A 1,413-nucleotide genomic window follows, 5' to 3' on the forward strand; every position below is an offset into this window, starting at 1 on the left:
ACCCTTGTCCTTATTTGCCAGCACGTAATGGTGGGAACTCTAAGGAGACTGCCGGTGACAAACCGGAGGAAGGTGGGGACGACGTCAAGTCATCATGGCCCTTACGGGTAGGGCTACACACGTGCTACAATGGCCGGTACAAAGGGCTGCGAGATCGCGAGATGGAGCGAATCCCAGAAAGCCGGCCTCAGTTCGGATCGGAGTCTGCAACTCGACTCCGTGAAGTCGGAATCGCTAGTAATCGTGAATCAGAATGTCACGGTGAATACGTTCCCGGGCCTTGTACACACCGCCCGTCACACCATGGGAGTGGACTGCACCAGAAGTGGTTAGCTTAACCTTCGGGAGAGCGATCACCACGGTGTGGTTCATGACTGGGGTGAAGTCGTAACAAGGTAGCCGTAGGGGAACCTGCGGCTGGATCACCTCCTTAAACGACCAGCTTATCGCGGTTCAAGCGTCCACAATCAATTACCTGATCGGCCAGAGCAAGACTGTTTGGGTTAAGACCCAGCGTGACCATTGGGTCTGTAGCTCAGTTGGTTAGAGCGCACCCCTGATAAGGGTGAGGTCGGCAGTTCGAGTCTGCCCAGACCCACCATCTCTCGCTTAGTTGGTTAAAGCGCACCCCTGGGGTGATATTAAGAGAGGGTGAGGTCGCGGGGTTATTCGAGTCTGCCCAGACCCACCAAATTTTATCCAGTTCCACGTTATTTCGTGACTCGCATAGCAGGCTATGCGTCGCCCCGAAATGCCTTGATCTGAATAAAATTGAACAGATTGGAAAAAGAAAAAAGGTCTTCTTGATTCTTTTCATGATCTGTCTATCCGGGGCCTTAGCTCAGCTGGGAGAGCGCCTGCCTTGCACGCAGGAGGTCAGCGGTTCGATCCCGCTAGGCTCCACCAGTTCCTGCCACAGGAACATACCTAACAGTCTTGATGTTGAAATTAGTTGAAAGCGTTCATCGCAAGATGAGGGTTTTCAACTGCTTTCAGCAGTCGCTCTTTAACAATTTGGATCATGCTGACAGTTCTTCTCTTCGGAGAAGAACGAAACGAGATACGTCTCAAGCGTATCCGGCAATTGTCGAATGATTTAATCACTGACCAGACCCTTTCGGGTTATATGGTCAAGCGATTAAGCGCACACGGTGGATGCCTTGGCAGCCAGAGGCGATGAAGGACGTTGTAGCCTGCGATAAGGTTCGGTGAGGTGGCAAACAACCTGCGACCCGGACATTTCCGAATGGGGAAACCCACCCAGCATAAGCTGGGTATCCCACACTGAATCCATAGGTGTTGGGAAGCGAACCCGGAGAACTGAAACATCTAAGTACCCGGAGGAAAAGAAATCAACCGAGATTCCCCTAGTAGCGGCGAGCGAACGGGGAGTAGCCCTTAAGCATGGGACTT

Annotated in this window: 2 tRNA genes and 2 rRNA genes; all 4 read left to right on the plus strand. The window is 52.4% G+C overall.

Going from position 1 to position 1,413, the window contains the following annotated elements:
* Nucleotides 1-433, plus strand: a 16S ribosomal RNA gene (locus BTW08_RS18205); the annotation flags it as partial.
* A gap of 91 nt (nucleotides 434-524) precedes the next feature.
* A tRNA-Ile gene (locus BTW08_RS18210) sits at nucleotides 525-601 on the plus strand.
* Between the two features lie 229 nt (nucleotides 602-830).
* Nucleotides 831-906 (plus strand) — tRNA-Ala (locus tag BTW08_RS18215).
* Nucleotides 907-1,128: 222 nt separating this feature from the next.
* Nucleotides 1,129-1,413, plus strand: a 23S ribosomal RNA gene (locus BTW08_RS19280); the annotation flags it as partial.

The sequence above is a fragment of the Salinicola sp. MH3R3-1 genome (genome assembly GCF_001937155.1).
GTDB classification, from domain to species: domain Bacteria; phylum Pseudomonadota; class Gammaproteobacteria; order Pseudomonadales; family Halomonadaceae; genus Salinicola; species Salinicola halophyticus.